We start from the raw sequence: 16,321 nt of genomic DNA, 5'->3' as shown, positions 1-16,321 counted from the left end.
CGGGTGTTGTCTGGGCAGGTTAGCACCTACACTAAAAGAGAACTGCACCACATTTATCTCTGCTAGTGAAGGGCCAGCACCATGAGCACACCCCCCACACCCCCGTCCCCTGCACCGGAAGCTGCGCACCGGCGTCCGCCTGCCAAAAAGAAAATGAGCACCCTCACCAAGGTGCTCATCGGCCTCGCTATAGGCATCATCGCCCTCATCGCCATCGGTGCGCTATTCGTAGGCAGCATCTTCGGCGGTAGCAACACCGCCCAGAACTCCATTCCCTCCACCGACTACCTGATTCTGAGTGACGAAGGCGTCAGCAACAAGGTGCGGGTGGACGGCACTATCGCCCCCGGTGAGGTCCGCTCCATTACCACCCACCTGACAAGCCCCATTAGCTCCGTTGAGGTAGAAGTAGGCGACCGGGTTGAGCTCGGCCAGACCCTAGCCACCATCGACACCTCCACCCTGCAGGGTGATCTCGACACCCAGCGCACCCAGCTCGACGGGGCCGTCACCAGCGCCCAGGGCGCCCTGACCGCAGCACAAACCGCCTATGACCAGTACAACCAGGGAATCGCTAACGGCACCAACCCTGAAATTCTGGCAGCCCTCGCCACCCAGCGCTCCGCCAACGAACAGGCATCCCTGGCAGCCACCGATCTGAACGCCAAGTACCAGATGCGCGACCAGGCCGCAGCCTCCGGCGAAGACCTCACGATGATCAATGCCGAAGTCGCAGCTGCTGAGTCGGCCCTACGCTTGGCAAACGGGGCAAAGGCGGACGCAGACACCGGCGTCACCACCGCCCGCAACTCCGCCAACACTCAGCTTGCCGCCCTCGAAACCGAACTCAACAGTGCCCGCACCGCCCTGGCCAGCGCAGAAACTGCCCGCGATCAGACCCTCGGCGCTCTGCAGGGCGACCTCACTTCGGCCACCCTCACCTCACCCATCAACGGCGTGGTCATGAGCGTTGCTAAGCCCGGTGCGCCGGCAACCGGCCCCGTCGTGACCATCGGCGACGATTCCAAGCTCACCATCACCACCAGCGTCCGCGAGGCTGACGTTGCCACCATTAAGGAAGGCAACCGCGTCACCTTTACCGCCGGGGCAACCGGCACCAAGGAGTACTCGGGTACCGTCACCTCGGTTGCGTCCATCGCTGACTCAGCCCAGCAGGCCAATACTGAAGCCGCTGCCGCAGGTATGGCAGCAGGCAGCTCGCCTACCTTTACCGTCACCATCGAGGTAACCGGCAATCGTGATGGCCTCTACCTGGGCTCTTCCGTCAAGGCCAGCATTATCACTGCTGAAGAAGAGAGCTCCCTGGCTGTACCCCTCGACGCGGTCTACACCAACGACCTGGGGAGCGAGAGCGTCGTAGTAGCTGCGCCCAACGATGATGGCTCCTTCACCCTCGAAGAGCGCTCCGTTGAAACCGGCCTGGCCAACGAATTCGACATCGCTATCACCGGCGGTGACGTAGTCTCTGGTGACATGGTGCTTACCTACGGCGAGGCCTACCGCTACCGCGTGGGTGAAACCGTCACCCTCGATGCCGGCACCAGCTTCGGGTGGTAGACATGAGCACCCTGCTCGATATGCAAGGCATCGTTAAAACCTTCAACGCGGGCACGCCCAGTGCCATTACGGTACTCCCCGGCGTTGACTTTCACGTCGATCGCGGTGAGTTTGTGTCGGTGGTCGGCCAGTCCGGCTCGGGTAAAACCACGCTGATGAACATCATCGGCCTGCTTGACCGGGCCACCTACGGCTACTACACCTTCGCGGGTGAGAACATACCCTCGCTCAGCGATGATGAACTGGCCTACTATCGTAGCCAGAACATCGGGTTCATCTTCCAGAGCTTCAACCTGGTGGGCCGTATTTCTGCCATCAAGAACGTGGAGATGCCCATGATGTACGCTGGCATGAACCCCCGTGACCGTCGAGAACGAGCCGCCCACCTGCTAGAGCAGATGGGCATGGCCGACCGTATGAACCACAGCTCCGCGGCTCTCTCCGGCGGCCAGAAGCAGCGTGTCGCTATCGCCCGAGCCCTGGCCAACGACCCGCCCCTGCTCCTGGCAGATGAACCCACCGGTGCCCTAGACTCTCAAACTGGGCGCATGGTCATGGACCTCTTCCACGAGCTCAACCGCGAGCAAGGCAAGACCATCGTCTTCATTACCCACAACCCTGAGCTGGCGGCTGAGACCGACCGCATCGTCACCATGGTCGACGGTCGGATTACAGAGGAGGTCTCGCAATGAACGTGCGTGAATCAATCTCCCTAGCCCTGGGGAGCCTGCGCAACAACAAGATGCGCTCCTTCCTCACTCTGCTCGGCATCATCGTGGGTATCGCTTCGGTCATTACGATTTTGACGCTGGGGCATTCGCTAAAAACCCAGGCTTCAGAGTCGATCATGAGCTCAGGGGCCAACGACCTGATGGTGAACGTGGTGCAGCGCCCCACCGAGGAGCAGGAAGAAGCTGGTTTGACCTCCGGCCCGAGGGGCATGCCGAACGGCGAATACATTGAGCCCGCAGCTGAGTCTAAGTTCGATGAGCACGACATCGCCCGCCTCAAAGAGGCCCTGGGCGATAACATCGCGGGTATTCCCCTCGGGGCAAGCTCTTACACCAGCGTAGACCTCAGCGCTGGTGGGAGCGAGGCTCCTTACGCCAGTGCCCAGTTCGTCAATATGGACTATCTGGAGCTCAACCCGGTCAGCCTGGTGGCGGGGCGTTCTCTGACGCAAGCCGACATGGACGCCAAACGACCGGTCATCCTGCTTTCAACTGACCAGGCTTATCAGCTCTTTGGCGACCCCCAGACGGCAGTGGGAAGCGAAATTGATGCGCAGTTTGGCATGACCTCGCGAAGCCTTATGGTGGTCGGGGTCTATCAAACCGAGTCTGTGGGCAGCGGCATCTTCGCCTACACAGGTCCGGGCACAGTCTACCTACCGGTTTCGCTGGAACCCGACTTCAACTCCTATAACAGCGACGGCTGGAACAGCATCACCGTGCGCCCGGCTGAAGGCAAGGATCTGGGTCAGGTCAAGGCCCTGCTCCAGGCCCACCTGACCAGCATGTACCGCAGCGACGACCAGTTCATGGCCGAAATCCAGGACTTCTCGGCCATGACCGAGCAGTTCAACGCGGTTCTGGACGGCATCAGCGCGGCCATCTCGGCTATCGCCGGTATCTCGCTGCTGGTGGGCGGCATTGGCGTCATGAATATTATGCTCGTGACCGTCACCGAACGCACCCGCGAAATCGGCATCCGCAAGGCCCTGGGTGCAACGCGAGGGGCAATCCGCCTACAGTTCGTGGTTGAGGCTATGATGGTCTGCCTGGTCGGCGGTATTCTCGGTGTTCTCATCGGCGGTGGCCTGGGCATGGTGGGTGCCAACATGCTGGGCACATTCGTCTTCCCGCCGCTCAGCGCCGTTCTCCTAGCCCTGGGTTTCTCCCTGGCGATCGGCCTCTTCTTCGGCTACTACCCGGCCAACAAGGCAGCCAAGCTCGACCCCATCGACGCCCTGCGCTACGAGTAGTTCACCTATCATCGGGGAAGAGAGTAAAAACAAGGACGCCGCCCCCACCTTCCTGCCCTGAAGCAGGGGAGTGGGAGGCGGCGTCCTTATCTCTGTGTGCTAGCTGCGCCTAGCGCAGGGTCTCACCAATCTTCAGGTGCACGACCGAGGGGCCGCGGGTCGCCAGGGCCTGCTGGACGGTCTCGGCCAGGGTGTCCATGGTGGCTGAGAAGCCGGTGGCGCCGAAGCCCTCGGCCAGTTTGACCCAGTCGGGCTGTACCAGATCAACGGCCACGGGGGCGATGCCGCGGTCGCGCTCGTTCTGGCGAATCTCGCCGTAGCCGCCGTTCTCCACGCAGATGATAGGTAGGTCGAGCTGCTGCTCAACAGCGGTCATGAGCTCCTGGATGGCGAACATAAGGGCGCCGTCGCCGAGCAGACAGACCACCGGACGCTCGGGCGCAGCTACCTTGGCACCGATAGCGGCGGGCAGACCGTAACCCAAGGTGGCGTAGGTGGCCATGTAGAGCAGGGAGTTGGGGCGGGCTGCCCGGTAGAAGGTGGTGGTGCCCATGTAGGTGACCTGGGAGGAGTCACCGGCGATGATAGTGTCTTCGGGCAGAATCTCCATAATCTTCTCGTTGAGTTCTGCCAGCTCAGGCGCGATAGCCCGCCCCTCGTTGTCGAGAGCGTCGAAGATGCTTTGCAGGTCGCGGGGCTCACGGGAGCCGGGGGCCAGACCAAGCTCGGCGAGGGCGTCCAGAAGCTGCGGAATGACGGCCTTGGAGTTGCCGGGTAGCTCGATATCGGGGGTGATGTTGGTCAGCATCTGGTCGCGCGTAATATCTATGCGAATGACGGGGCCTGCGGGGTGGATGTCACCGTCCCAGAGCTCCGCTTCACCGATCTTGGAGCCGATAATGAGCATGGCGTCAGCCTCGCGGCAGAAAGCGTGGGCGGCGCTCAGACGCAGGTCTGCGCCGAGGGAGAGGCGGTGCTTTTCGGGGATGGCGCCCTTGCCGTTGACCGAGGTAATGACGGGGGCTTCAAGAGTTTCAGCCAGGCGGAGCAGGTCGGCTGCCGCGCCGATGGAACCGCCACCTGCGACGATGATGGGTTTCTTCGCTTCGGCCAGCATACGGGCTGCCTCGCGTACGTCGTCAGCTGGTGCAGGCTGGGGCTTGCCCAGGGGGCGGGCCTGCAGGATAGCGGGGTCAAGCTCAACCTCGCGTTCGAGCACGTCGAGGGGCACCTCGATGTGGATGGGGCGCGGACGGTTGTGGGCGAAGGAGCGGAAGGCGTTGTGGATGATGTCCACGGCTTCTTCGGCGGAATTTACGCGGCGGGAGAACTCGACGATGGAGTTGACGGCACCGGTGGGGTTCTTGGTCTCGTGCAGGGCACCGATGTCACGGAATTCGTGGCCCACAGGGCGACCGGGGGAGAGGATAATCATGGGGCGTGACTCGGCGTAGGCTGTGGCGGCACCCGATAGGGAGTTGAGCAGGCCGGGGCCCGAGGTAGTGATGACGACGCCGGGCAGGCCGCGGGTCAGCGACCAGCCGTCCGCGCCGTAAGAGGCACCCTGCTCGTGGCGGGTGGTGACGGGGTGGATGTCGAGCTCTTCGAGGTGGCGGTAGAACTCGAGGTTGTGGGTGCCGGGAATGCCGAAAACGGTGTCGATACCGTAGCTGCGCAGGGTTGCCAGAATGGCGTAGCCGGCGTTGCGGCGGGGCTCAGTGGTTTCACCGGAACGGTCGGGGAGTGAAGGGTGGGTCATGGTGGCCTTTCATGGGCGCGGGTGCGGGCTTCCGCTTTAGCATACGGGGTGAATGTATAGATATGCGGGATTTTCGCTCCTGAAATGTTATGCGGGGCACAGTATGTTTATGAGCGGACGCTTGTGGCGGCTTGGGTGCATCTGGGCAGTTTCGCTGGGAGGGGTCTGCCGGGGGTTTCATTCTGTGTAATAGAAGGGTTCTGAAGGAAAGCGTTCAGTAGACTGATTAAACATTTGCAGCCAACTCCCAGGACACCATGCGTACTCGCCACACTCATTTTCTTGCCGCTATGACCCTCTCTGCTCTCGCCCTGGCGGGGTGCTCAGCCACCTCAGTTGAGGAGCCAGCCAGTGAAACCGCCACCCCCACAGTGGCTGTGAGTAGCTCGGCGACCGCCAGCCCCACGCCCAGCGCGAGCGCGACGGCGTCCGCTCCCGAGCAATCCTTACGGTCCAATGCTCCAAAGAGTGAGGTGCTCGGTGGCGGCGACCAGATCTTTGCCCACCGCTACGTGGCGCTCTACGGTAACCCCGGCGGCCCGTCCCTGGGAGTGCTCGGTGAGCAAGGCCCAGCCGAATCTGTTGCCCGGGTTAAAAATCTCGCCGCTGAATACCAGGCACACACCGACGAGAAGGTCATTCCCGCCTTTGAAATCATCACCACGGTAGCCAGCTCAGCCCCTGGGCCCGACGGCGATTACTCCGATGAAGCAACCATTGAAAGCCTGCGCCCCCTCATCGATGAGGCCCGTAAGAACGGGGTCTACGTTATCTTGGACTTCCAGCCCGGCCGCAGCACCTTCACCGAGCAGGTCAAACAGTATGAAGAGCTGCTCAAGGAACCCCACGTTGGCCTGGGTATTGACCCCGAATGGCGTATCTATCCCGGGCAGGTGCACCTGCAACAAATTGGGACCGTGGATGCCTCAGAAATTAATGAAACTCTGGACTACCTGGCGGCGCTGACCGATAAGCACCGCCTGCCCCAGAAGATGGTGGTGCTGCACCAGTTCACGCATTCTATGATTACCAACCGGGCGGCGCTCGATACAAGCCACCCCGAGCTGGCCCTCACCCTGCACGCGGACGGCCACGGCACCCCTGAACTCAAGGACGCAACCTACCAGGAGCTCATTCGCGACCTCGACCCGGCCATCAAGCCTTCGTGGAAGAACTTCTATGATGAGGACATCCCCACCCTGACCCCCGCCCAAACTTATGCGTTGACTCCCAAGCCCTACGTGGTGACCTACCAGTAAATACGGCGGGGTGTGCAGGTTTCTTGGGCTCTGTGCAGGTTTTTCTGTGCACAGAGCCCAAGAACTCTGCACAAGCTGATGCTACGGTTCGGCAGGTATCTCCACTAGTCGGTACCAGCGTCCGTATGGACCAGCTCAGTAACACCAAGGACCGGCCCAGTTGCACCCGGCTGAATAATGGACCAGCCACTTTTCATTTTGTTGGTATTAACCCAGCGAAATGAAAAGTGGCTGGTCCATAGCGGTTGGTGGCCCGGCCCGCCCCTCGCACTTCACCGCAAAACAGGTGTATACTTCTTCAAGGCGCACCCCACCGTCCAGTACCCGGCAGTACAAGCCCTAGCCTTACTGCCACCGGTGTGAAGGGAAGAGATTCTCGGGGTTTGAAGATACTGGTTTTCCGACGTGAAAGCAGGCTAGGGGTGCTTAAGAAAGTCGATGTACCATGACCGCCGACAGCAACTTCAAAACCCTCGTACGTGCCCGCATGGCAGAAACCGGCCTGAACTACACGGCCGCCCGCGCGCTCGTCCTCAAAGAAAAAGCTGACCAAGCCGCAGCGGCCGAGCGGGAACACCGCACCCTTGTCTCCCGCTTTTACAAGGACGGCGCCCTCACCAGTTTTCTAGCCAAGCGGCGGGCGCGGGCGCATGTGCTGCTTTACTTGGTCAACTACTTTGAACCCGATGCCCGCTACACCGAGAAACAGGTCAACGAAACCCTCAAGGCGCTCTGGCCTGATTTCGCCTACCTACGCCGCGAGCTCGTCGACTACGGCTACCTCAAACGCGACGATCTAGCCGGAATCTACTGGCTCACCAACACCACCCCAGACCGCTGGGACACCGTACTCCACGATGAGGCACCCGACTGGGAAGCCATCTGGCTACCGGCCTACCTGAACGGAGAAGCAGACCGCTTCACCCTGGAAGGCTAACCCCGTGCTCCCATCAAAAACTGCCCTGCGGCTGCTCATGCTGGGCATGTTCGTCTCTGCCGTGGGAACATCCCTCTCATCTATGGGCTTCTTCCTCCTGGCAGCCCAAACCGGGCGGTCGTCCCTGCTGGCAGCTGTTCTGGTGGCTAACCTCCTGCCCTCTATTCTGCTTGGCCTTGTCGGTGGGTATATCGCTGACCGCTACCTCACCTGGTGGCTCTGGCCTCTCTCCCTGCTATTCACGGCGGGAATCATGACGACCATGGCCATCACCCTACGCTGGGAGGTCATCATCGCAGGCTGCGCACTGATGAGCTCCTGTACAGCTCTTTACCCTCGGTGGCGCCGGGAACGGGTACTTCAACGCCATCACAAACCGCATCATCCTCTCCTTCGTGCCAGAGGCCCAGCAGGGGCGGGCCTGGGCCGGGTTCCGCTGGGTCGTTTACACCTGCCTGCTTGTTGGGTACATGATAGGTGCGGTGGCGGGTGCTAGCCGGACGCTGCCGCCCCCCCGATGCTGAATAGGCCTCCTGCGTGGGGAGCGCCCTAAAGAGGCGCAACGGATTGAAGTCCAGCAAAGCTCATCCCCGCATACGCGGGGGGGGGGGGTACTCTACCCCGCCGACCATGACCGCCCCGGTACGGGGCTCATCTCCGCATACGCGGGGAGCACCAGCAAAAGTACCCACTGCAACAATAGAAATTGGGCTCATCCCCGCATACGTTGTGGTGACGTGTCAAAAGATTTAACATGTGACCTGGATCTGTAAAAAATTCGGGAAATTTTTGACATATCAGCGGGTTCAGCGAGGGATGTGTCAAAAATTCGCTAGATTTTGTACATGACCTGGTCTGCTGACAAACCCTACAACGACCTTCCGCCGCTACCTCCGGCGAACTATGTGGAAACTGTCCGCGTACTCAAGTCGGTCATTGAAGCACGCGCGGCTATCGCCGGGCTGAATGAGGCGCTGGTGTCACTACCCAACCCGGGCATCTTCCTGCACTCTTTTGCCCTGCTGGAAGCCCAGGCAAGCTCTGAAATCGAGAACATCGTAACCACCACCGATGAGCTCTTCAGAGCCGCCACTGTATCTGCAGATGCTAGTGGGGCTACCCGTGAAGCTCTGCGCTATCAGAAAGCTCTCTTTGCTGGCCTGGATGCTATGAGGGAGCGCCACGGTCTTATCACCGCTAACACAGCCCGGGATATTTGTAGCGCCATCCGAGATGTTGACACCAGGGTGCGGCACGGGGAGGGGGTGTATATCGGCAACCCGGCTACTCGCCGTCGTATTTATACCCCGCCCCAGGGTGCTGATGTGATTGCGCAGAAGCTGAGCAACTGGGAAGAGTTTGTGCATTCGGCTGGTGACTTTGACCCGCTGGTGAAGGTGGCACTAGCTCACTATCAGTTTGAGGCGATTCACCCCTTTGATGACGGGAATGGGCGCACCGGCCGTATTCTCAATGTGCTGATGTTAGTTTCTGCTGGGCTTTTGAGTGAGCCCGTTCTTTATATTTCTCAGAGCATTATTGCCCGCAAGAATGACTACTACCGCCTTTTGAATGCTGTAACCGCTGAGGGTGCCTGGGAGGAGTGGACGCTGTACATGGTTGAGGCCATGCGGGAAACTGCGGTGCAGACCCTGGCCAAGATTAAGCAGATTCAGGCGCTCCAGGAGCAGGTGAAGGAACTTGCTGGATCCCAGATACCTGTGGGTGTAGTGGACGTGCTGTTTGAGCAGCCCTACTGTCGCATTAAGGACGTCGCGGAGCGCTGCTCGGTGACCCGGCAGACCGCAACCAAGTACCTGGGGGAGCTTGTCTCAGCCAGGGTTCTGCGGGAAGAAAAAGTTGGTAGAGAAAAGCTCTTCGTGAATGAGGGGCTAATGGGAATTTTAAAAGAAAATAAAAAATGATACGTAAAAATTTTTCTGAATATATTCAGGTTGCATCTGATAAAAAATCAAGTGAATATTCCGAACTGGAAAATTATCTTGGTGCGGGCAGAAAGCATAATATATATATCAGATTTTCTGATGGTAAAGAATTTTTTGAGAAGAATAAAGGTCAGATATATACTTCGTTAAAATCAATAGTCCCCCTGGTAAAAGAATATTTGTTATCAAAAGAGCTTCCGTCTGAGGTTGATTTGGATGATTTGGATCGAGTTTGCCGCTTGAATGGGTGGGGGAAGGGCGTTCCTACAGACATAGCTATCTTAGGAAATTTTATCTCATATCTTGCGGGTGAAGATGATATTGAAGTGAAGCGCAAAGGGTCCCCCAATGAAAGATATCAGGGGTTCAATTCTGGCTTAGATCTCAGTGATAGTTTTATTGAAATTTGGAATGATAAAATAGAAGGTAAAGATTTGAATGAATCTCATGAATTGGTGGGGGAAGAAGATGGCGAATTGACGGAGGGAGGAGATGGCGAAGAAGAGGGAAAAATTGCCAACCAGTTGATACAGTACTGGAACATTATTATTGAAGGTGTTGCAGGATCTGGTAAGTCTCATATACTCCAAAAACTGCGTAAGAGTGGGGACTATGGTAAAAACGGAAGTCAGATTGAGGTTGTCGTCTTCCACCCCTCCACCTCCTATGAAGAGTTTGTTTCTGGCATCCGCCCCAACTTCAGTAAGCAAGAAGGCGAGAGCGACTTCGTAACCCAAGAAGGCACCTTCGTGCAGATGTGTAACCGGGCAGCCACTAACCCGGATAAAAATTTCCTGCTTTTCATCGACGAAATCAACCGCGCCAACACCGCCCGGGTCTTCGGCGACCTCATGCTGGTACTGGAAAAGAGCAAACGCCAAGAGTTCAAAGACCTACCACAAGAAGGTAGGAGTGGTGCCCTCTTTGAAGCTGCCTATCAGAATATGCCGGGGGACTATGTCCGCCTGCAAACCCCCATTTTCAAGAACGGCAAAGAGTACAACAAGCTGGCTGTTCCCACTAACCTGCACGTTCTGGGCACCATGAACACCACTGACCGCTCCGTCGGCACCATCGACCTGGCTCTTCGTCGCCGCTTCCATTGGGTCACCCAGCACCCCTTCACCGCAGAAGAGCTGCAAGCGGCAATGGAAGAAAACGGTGAAGACTACCCAGAAGAAATTGCCTCCTGGTACGAAAACACCAATACCATCCTGCTCAACCAGGTTGGCCCCGATGCCCGCCTGGGCCACGCCTACTTCTTCGGCAAAGACGGTGATGAAGAAGCCATCGCAGAAGCTCTGCTGAATCAGCTCAAAGAAGTCGCCTTTACCTTCAATATCAGCCAGACTATCCTCGATGAGATTGGCCCCGTATACGGCCAAAAAATCTTCATTCGGGGTGCTGGTCTCGGTGCCCGCCCCGACATCGTTGATGAGTCATACCAGGGCTAGGTATGAGCGACCACGAGGAAATCTGGCAGGCCCCACTCCGCTACTTCCAGGCCAGCAAACTGGGCAATGGGGTGGGGCTTACTGTGCTGCAACGAGAAATTCCAGAAGGGGAGAACTGCAGAACTCTTACTATCCATGTTCTTCCCAAACTATGGAGGGGTAAGGGCCCATACGATAGGGTTTTCACTCTACCCGAAGGCATCCGCACAGAAACCTTTCATACCTTTGTCTACGAAATGGACGTCGTAGCCCTTGACGAGAGCTGGGCCGCCCACTTCTCAAAGGCTGTACCAGCACAACTTCAAGAAAAATCAGCAGATGAAGAAGAGGAAGGCGCAACCGACCCTCTCTGGTCAGAAACCAGCGCCCGCTCGATGACTGAACCGCTCGGCGTCCTCAATACGGGCCATGCCAACACCCTCTGGGAGCTCATCAACACCTACGGCATGAGCCCCGCGCCACTGGCTGACAAGATCGACCTTCCGCCTTCTTGTGTCTCTATCTTGCCCGATGTTCCTGAGCTGAAAATTCAGTTTTACCGGCAATTTCTGAGGCAGACCGAAGAAGCTGTCAGACAACGCAAGCCTGTCTTCTTGCAAACCCAGGATGAACTGAACTTTGTGCGCGGACGAATGGTGCCCCAGGGCCTGATTAAACGCAAAATCTACCATCGAGTGCCTGTGCTCTGTGAGTTCGATTCACTCACTGCCGATAACCATATCTGGCAGGTAATTCGTGCCGCTGTGCAGGTCGTCGGGCAGGTGGAAGACCAGTACCTACAGACTTTTTCTGTGGAGCTTGACGCTCATCTGCGAGATGTAGGAATCAGAACTTCAGCAGAGCTTTTGGGTGAGAGACTGAGTTCTACAGAGCTTTCCCGCATCGGCTCTCATCTTAGAAAAGCCTACCTTCTGGCACGTTCCATCCTGGCCAAGCAGTTGGGCGTAGGGTTTGAAGAACCAACCTACGCAGGTGGGGTTATCGCTAACCTCAAGGTGGTTTCCAGTGACCTCTGGGAGAGCATCGTCGCCCGTCACTTTAGAGCCGAGGTTGAAGCGGGCGCTGATGTAGAGGTAGAAGAACAGGCTGAGCTTCACCTTTACTACAAGAAGGACGGCTCACCCGCAGCTACCGCAAAAAGGCCCGATCTGGTGGTCAAGCGCGATGGCAAAACCACTGTTTATGACGCCAAGTACAAGTTCCGCCAACGGCATATTGGTGACGCTTCCATGAGCGACCAGTACCAGCTTGCTACCTACGCCTACCGTCTGGCCGCTGATGCCTTCCTGGTCTACCCCCACAAACCAGGGCAAGATCCACTGCACAGTGAGTTCTATTTACCCCGAACCGGTAGCCCTACCAGCGGCAAACTTGACGCTGCGGCACTGGACCATCGCGTCGGCGTCCTTTCCCTCCCCTTCCCTAGCCCGGAATCTCAACCAACCGGTACCAGCGTCCTGCTGTCTCAGTTTTGAGCCAGGTGGGGAAGAGGTGCGGGTCTGAGATGTGTCCGTCAGCATCGACCGTGCTGTGCCCTGCATCTGCTAGTTTTTCGAGGGAGCGTCGCAGACAGGCCTCTAAGAGCAGTTCCCCTTGATAAGGGGCTGGGGTGGTCGTCTCCCCGCAGAGTTTAGGATAATCACCGGGGAAAACTGCTATCACCGCGTGAACCTGCCCACCAGCGTCCACCGCAACTGAGGAGTAATCGTTATAGGCCTCAGTGGCATGGCGGGCCAGTACCGGCCGGTGGTCGCCCGATACGGGGTGCCAGCTGGCGTGCGTCCACTCATAAAAATCGACGTAGGCCTGTTCAAATTCGGGGTAGCTCACGCTGTGTGCAGAGCGGACGGACGCGTGTTCCCGCAGATTCTGCGCTGAGGCGGTAGGCATGGTGGCAGGTGGCACCATCTGAATAGTCTGGGCACCCAGCGAGTCGGCAAAGTACAGGGTCGGCTCGCCCAGGTAGTCCCGCATGAAGAAGGGGAGGGAAGCGGACGCCTGCACCCGCGCCTGCCGGTAGAGGGCAGTACCTATGCCCTGCCGCCGCAGATCAGGGGCCACTGCAAGCTGGAATTCGTAGTGGGTGTGGTGGGCGCGTGCAGTCCACCAGGCAACAATTCCTACTAGCTCCCCATCGTGATGGGCCAGCAGGCAGCGCGTGTGCTCATCGCGGGTGAAATCCTCAAAATACACGGCTTGCGCCCAGGTCGGTAGCTGCTCACGATGGTCAGCGGGGGCGCTGGAGAAAGTCAGATGCATGAGCTAGCCCTATGAAATCGTTCGGGGGAGGATGGTAGTGAAAGTATAAACCGCACCATGATTTTTTAACTTCATATTCTGCAAATTTATGCACCCCTGATTCCGCCCTGAAGAGCAAGGACGCTTGCCCCCGCCCGGGTGCCGCCGGTGGGTTGGCATAGCTTTACTGACCGGTGAATAAGTATCAGATTCACGCACGCGGTCGCGGTCAAAACTGCCCCGCCGCTGCTGCGCAGGCGGGTTATAGTGGTAGCGATTCTAGTGCGCCCGGCCACACCGGCGCAGGGCTTACCCCGCATCCAACCTGCCCCGCGCACTGAGCTAGCTACCAGCGTCCTAACCCCTTGGAGAACCCGTGACTCAAGCCTTCTTCTCAGCTGACCCCAACCGCGTCATCGCCACCGGCGCTGACGGCGTCGAACGCGTCGGCCCCGTCAACGCCGCCGAAGTGCCCCGCTGGGCCGGCCTTGCCACCTTCGCCCGCCTACCCCGCCTCGACGAGGTCGACAAAGCCGACATCGTGGTGGCAGGTATGCCCTGGGACTCCGGCGTCTCCTACCGCCCCGGCGCCCGCTTCGGCTCCAACCACGTGCGCGAGTCCTCCCGCCTGCTGCGCCCCTTCAATCCGGCCGCCAACATCTCCCCCTTCAAAGAAGCCCAGGTGGCCGACGCCGGTGACATCATCGGCAACCCCTTCAACATCGAAGAAGCGCTCGCCATGTTCGAGGCCGGTGCCCACGAACTCACCAAGGACGGCGCCCGCCTGGTCACCATCGGCGGCGACCACACTATTGCCCTGGCTAACCTGCGTAACCTAGCCAAGAAGCACGGCAAAATTGCCCTGCTGCACTTCGATGCCCACCTGGACACCTGGGACACCTATTTCGGTGCCGAATACACCCATGGCACCCCCTTCCGCCGTGCCTTCGAAGAAGACCTGCTCGACACCGAGGCCCTCTGCCACGTGGGCACCCGCGGCCCCCTCTACGGCACCGAGGATCTCGAGGACGACGCCCGCTTCGGCTTTGGCATCGTCACCAGCGCGGACGTCTACTACCTGGGTGTGCAGAAGGTCGTTGAGCTGTTGCGGGAGCGCATTGGCGATAAGCCCCTCTATGTTTCCATCGATATTGACGTGCTTGACCCCGCCCACGCGCCCGGCACCGGCACCCCCGAAGCTGGCGGTATTACCTCCCGCGAACTGCTCGAAATCCTGCGCGGTCTGCGCGGGCTTAACCTGGTGGGTTCCGAAGTAGTTGAGGTGTCCCCGGCCTATGACCACGCCGAACTGACCGGCATTGCCGCCGCCCACACCGTCTACGAGCTCATCTCCCTGCACGCCGCCGGTGCAGACGCTGAGCCGACCAGCCCGGCGTCCGGCGTCGCTGACATTACCTACGGAGGTAAGAAGTAACCATGAGCAAGATTGCAGCCCTACTGGCTGAAGCCAACCCTGCCGAAGCCCGCATTATGCGCCACTTCGCTGACCGCGCTGCCGGGTTCCGCCCGTCCGCTGTGCGCGACGTCTTTGAGGTGGCCATGCGCCCCGGCATTATCTCCCTGGCCGGCGGCAACCCCGACCTCGACCTGCTGCCCCTCGACCGACTCGGGGCTATGAGCGCCCGCATTATCGAAGAGGAGGGCCTGGAAGTCCTGCAGTACGGCTCAGGTGCTGGCCTGGAAGAACTGGCTGAGCTGGTCTGCGACTTTATGGAATCTGAGGGCGCCCGCCCGGCGGTTGATGACATTCAGATGACCGCAGGCTCCCAGATGGGCCTGGACCTGGCCACCAAACTCTTCGTGAACCCGGGTGACGTGATCCTGGCTGAAGGGCCCACCTACACCGGTGCCCTGGGTGTCTTTGAAGGCTACCAGGCTGATGTGCGCCAGGTTCCCCTGGACGCCGACGGCCTAGACCCCGCAGCCGTTGCCGCTGCCATCGAAGAGATTAGGGCGGAGGGTAAGCAGGTTAAGTTCCTCTACACCATCCCTAACTTCCAGAACCCCACCGGCATCTCCCTGGCCGAAGAGCGCCGCGAGGAACTGGTGCGGGTTTGCCGGGCCGCCGACGTCCTGATCGTTGAAGATAACCCCTACGGGCAGCTGGCCTTTGACGGTAGCCGCCGCCGCTCCCTCTACTCCTATGACCCCGAGAACGTGCTCTACCTGGGATCTTTTTCAAAGGTTTTCTCACCCGGTGTGCGCGTGGGCTGGATGGTCGCGCCCTTCCGCGTGCGCAAGTTCCTGCAGATTGCGGGTGAGGCCGTGACGATTTGCCCGTCGGTGCTGTCGCAGCGCCTGGTGCTGGGCTTCATGAGCGAGGGAATGTGGGAGCCTCACACCCGCAAGACCGCAGCCCTGTACAAGCAGCGCTGTGAGGCTGTGCTGGCAGCCTGCGAGAAGTACATGCCAGAAGGCACTACCTGGTCTGTACCCGAGGGTGGCTTCTTCACCTGGCTGACCCTGCCAGAGGGAGGCAAGTATGAGGACGCCACTGATGCCCTGGCCCCGGCCATCGAGGCCGGTGTGGTCTTCATTCCCGGCTCCGCCTTTTATGAGCCGGTGGTGGGATCCGATGGCGTTTCGCGCAACCCCGGTGCCAACCAGCTGCGTATCGCCTTCTCAGCGATTGAGCCGGACGCCCTGACCGAGGGTGTGCGACGGCTGGCTGAGGTTTTGAAGGGCTAGAGTTCTTTGCCGAATGCGACTTCTTTTCCCGAGCGGGTGATGTCTGAACACTCGCTCGGGAAAAGAGGTCGCATTCGCGTTGCAACAAAATTCTGCCCGGTGGGGTAGAGCAGCCTGAGAACCTGTCAAAAGATTGAACATGTGACCTGGATCTGTCAAAAAATCCCGAAATTTTTGACAGATCAGCGGTTTTGAGGGGTGACGTGTCAAAAATTCTCTAGGTTTTGTACATGACCCTCCCTATCGAGTTGTGGGCATGGATAACTACCCCTGCCAGCCCGGGCCCACTAAGGTAGGAAGACGCTCAAACTCAGCCAGGTTCTCACCGAACTCTTCTCCCCCTCGTGCTCTCTGGCCTGCTCCTGGTACAGATTGCCCTGGCCACCGACCCCACCTGGGCCGCCCTGGCTGCCATCTGCCTCATCTTCATCGTGGGCATCCCCTTTGCCCTATCCTG

The 16,321-nt window shown here is 59.1% G+C and carries 13 protein-coding genes; 11 read left to right on the top strand and 2 right to left on the bottom strand.

The annotated features are described in order from the left end of the window. The first annotated feature begins 153 nt into the window (after nt 1-153). Genes VSX42_RS05895 through VSX42_RS05885 form a run of 3 tightly spaced genes read left to right on the top strand, consistent with a single transcriptional unit; the run spans nt 154 to nt 3,562 of the window. A complete protein-coding gene (locus tag VSX42_RS05895) occupies nt 154-1,578 on the top strand; it encodes an efflux RND transporter periplasmic adaptor subunit (RefSeq protein WP_326503404.1) in 1,425 nt (474 codons plus the stop codon). 2 nt (nt 1,579-1,580) lie between these two features. Continuing rightward, a complete protein-coding gene (locus VSX42_RS05890) occupies nt 1,581-2,270 on the top strand; it encodes an ABC transporter ATP-binding protein (protein WP_326503403.1) in 690 nt (229 codons plus the stop codon). A gap of 2 nt (nt 2,271-2,272) precedes the next feature. Beyond that, nucleotides 2,273-3,562, top strand: coding sequence for an ABC transporter permease (locus VSX42_RS05885; RefSeq protein ID WP_326503402.1), 1,290 nt, complete (start codon nt 2,273-2,275; stop codon nt 3,560-3,562). 109 nt (nt 3,563-3,671) lie between these two features. Here VSX42_RS05885 and VSX42_RS05880 read toward each other — a convergent pair whose 3' ends face one another. Beyond that, a complete protein-coding gene (locus VSX42_RS05880) occupies nt 3,672-5,321 on the bottom strand; it encodes a thiamine pyrophosphate-binding protein (RefSeq protein WP_326503401.1) in 1,650 nt (549 codons plus the stop codon). A 257-nt stretch (nt 5,322-5,578) separates the two neighbouring features. Here VSX42_RS05880 and VSX42_RS05875 point away from each other — a divergent pair, with 257 nt between their 5' ends. The 6 genes from VSX42_RS05875 (at nt 5,579) to VSX42_RS05850 (ending at nt 12,392) form a co-directional block, all read left to right on the top strand. Continuing rightward, the gene (locus VSX42_RS05875) at nt 5,579-6,580 is read left to right on the top strand and encodes a hypothetical protein (RefSeq protein WP_326503400.1); all 1,002 of its coding nucleotides are present in this window, start codon (nt 5,579-5,581) and stop codon (nt 6,578-6,580) included. 445 nt (nt 6,581-7,025) lie between these two features. Further along, nucleotides 7,026-7,517, top strand: a complete 492-nt coding sequence (locus VSX42_RS05870; RefSeq protein WP_326503399.1) for a DUF2087 domain-containing protein — start codon at nt 7,026-7,028, stop codon at nt 7,515-7,517. 4 nt (nt 7,518-7,521) lie between these two features. Further along, nucleotides 7,522-8,013, top strand: a complete 492-nt coding sequence (locus VSX42_RS05865) for a hypothetical protein (protein ID WP_326503398.1) — start codon at nt 7,522-7,524, stop codon at nt 8,011-8,013. A gap of 349 nt (nt 8,014-8,362) precedes the next feature. After that, nucleotides 8,363-9,442 (top strand): Fic family protein, encoded by a 1,080-nt coding sequence (locus VSX42_RS05860; protein ID WP_326503397.1) that lies wholly within the window; start codon nt 8,363-8,365, stop codon nt 9,440-9,442. Then, the gene (locus VSX42_RS05855) at nt 9,439-10,917 is read left to right on the top strand and encodes an McrB family protein (protein ID WP_326503396.1); all 1,479 of its coding nucleotides are present in this window, start codon (nt 9,439-9,441) and stop codon (nt 10,915-10,917) included. The genes VSX42_RS05860 and VSX42_RS05855 overlap by 4 nt, the downstream gene beginning before the upstream one ends. 2 nt (nt 10,918-10,919) lie before the next feature. Beyond that, nucleotides 10,920-12,392, top strand: a complete 1,473-nt coding sequence (locus VSX42_RS05850) for a 5-methylcytosine restriction system specificity protein McrC (RefSeq protein WP_326503395.1) — start codon at nt 10,920-10,922, stop codon at nt 12,390-12,392. On the opposite strand, the gene VSX42_RS05845 is transcribed toward VSX42_RS05850, so the two are convergent. Beyond that, nucleotides 12,340-13,176, bottom strand: coding sequence for a GNAT family N-acetyltransferase (locus tag VSX42_RS05845; protein WP_326503394.1), 837 nt, complete (start codon nt 13,174-13,176; stop codon nt 12,340-12,342). The genes VSX42_RS05850 and VSX42_RS05845 overlap by 53 nt on opposite strands. Before the next feature lie 394 nt (nt 13,177-13,570). On the opposite strand from VSX42_RS05845, the gene speB reads away from it, so the two are divergent. Further along, nucleotides 13,571-14,590 (top strand): agmatinase, encoded by a 1,020-nt coding sequence (speB, locus tag VSX42_RS05840; RefSeq protein ID WP_326503452.1) that lies wholly within the window; start codon nt 13,571-13,573, stop codon nt 14,588-14,590. Between the two features lie 2 nt (nt 14,591-14,592). Continuing rightward, on the top strand, nt 14,593-15,864 hold the full coding sequence (locus VSX42_RS05835; protein WP_326503393.1) for a PLP-dependent aminotransferase family protein: 1,272 nt from the start codon (nt 14,593-14,595) through the stop codon (nt 15,862-15,864). Nucleotides 15,865-16,321: the final 457 nt, after the last annotated feature.

The sequence above is a fragment of the Rothia nasimurium genome (assembly GCF_035916755.1).
Classification (GTDB): Bacteria; Actinomycetota; Actinomycetes; order Actinomycetales; family Micrococcaceae; genus Rothia.
Note: the sequence above shows the minus strand (reverse complement) of the source record. Positions and strands in the feature narration are given on the sequence as shown.

Coding starts and splice junctions, on each gene's coding strand:
- VSX42_RS05845 (WP_326503394.1), bottom strand. CDS start 13,176: ATGCATCTGACTTTCTCCAGCGCCCCCGCTGACCATCGTGAGCAGCTA.
- VSX42_RS05880 (WP_326503401.1), bottom strand. CDS start 5,321: ATGACCCACCCTTCACTCCCCGACCGTTCCGGTGAAACCACTGAGCCC.
- VSX42_RS05835 (WP_326503393.1), top strand. CDS start 14,593: ATGAGCAAGATTGCAGCCCTACTGGCTGAAGCCAACCCTGCCGAAGCC.
- VSX42_RS05870 (WP_326503399.1), top strand. CDS start 7,026: ATGACCGCCGACAGCAACTTCAAAACCCTCGTACGTGCCCGCATGGCA.
- VSX42_RS05855 (WP_326503396.1), top strand. CDS start 9,439: ATGATACGTAAAAATTTTTCTGAATATATTCAGGTTGCATCTGATAAA.
- VSX42_RS05890 (WP_326503403.1), top strand. CDS start 1,581: ATGAGCACCCTGCTCGATATGCAAGGCATCGTTAAAACCTTCAACGCG.
- VSX42_RS05895 (WP_326503404.1), top strand. CDS start 154: ATGAGCACCCTCACCAAGGTGCTCATCGGCCTCGCTATAGGCATCATC.
- VSX42_RS05875 (WP_326503400.1), top strand. CDS start 5,579: ATGCGTACTCGCCACACTCATTTTCTTGCCGCTATGACCCTCTCTGCT.
- VSX42_RS05850 (WP_326503395.1), top strand. CDS start 10,920: ATGAGCGACCACGAGGAAATCTGGCAGGCCCCACTCCGCTACTTCCAG.
- VSX42_RS05860 (WP_326503397.1), top strand. CDS start 8,363: ATGACCTGGTCTGCTGACAAACCCTACAACGACCTTCCGCCGCTACCT.